At 59.4% G+C, this 323-nt stretch carries 1 protein-coding gene; it reads right to left on the minus strand.

Annotated elements, in window-relative coordinates:
* Positions 1–243 (minus strand): metalloregulator ArsR/SmtB family transcription factor (locus tag EN818_RS31510; RefSeq protein ID WP_135906702.1); only part of this gene is annotated, 243 nt, incomplete at its 3' end.
* Positions 244–323 lie beyond the last annotated feature (80 nt).

The raw sequence follows: 323 nt of genomic DNA on the forward strand, positions 1-323 counted from the left end.
GAGCCAGATGTTGAGCCTGAGGAACCCGGCGGTGCTGACGGTATAGACACGTCTGGTGCCCTCCGCCTTGGCGTTGACCAGGCCCGCGTCGAGCAGGACTTTCAGATGCTGGGAAACAGCCGGGCGCGACACGGGCAACCCGGATGCCAATTCATTCACCGTCCTGGGACCGCGCCGGAGCTCTTCCAGGATATAGCGCCGGTTGGGATCGGCAATCGCCACGAAGGCGTCGGAAAACATCATGCCTTATTTGTGGGGCAAAGTTCTCCAAATCTCAACTATCGGTTTCAACCTTTCTGCGCGGATCGAGACGCAACGCTTCC

Source organism: Mesorhizobium sp. M3A.F.Ca.ET.175.01.1.1 (assembly GCF_004791945.1).
GTDB lineage: Bacteria > Pseudomonadota > Alphaproteobacteria > Rhizobiales > Rhizobiaceae > Mesorhizobium.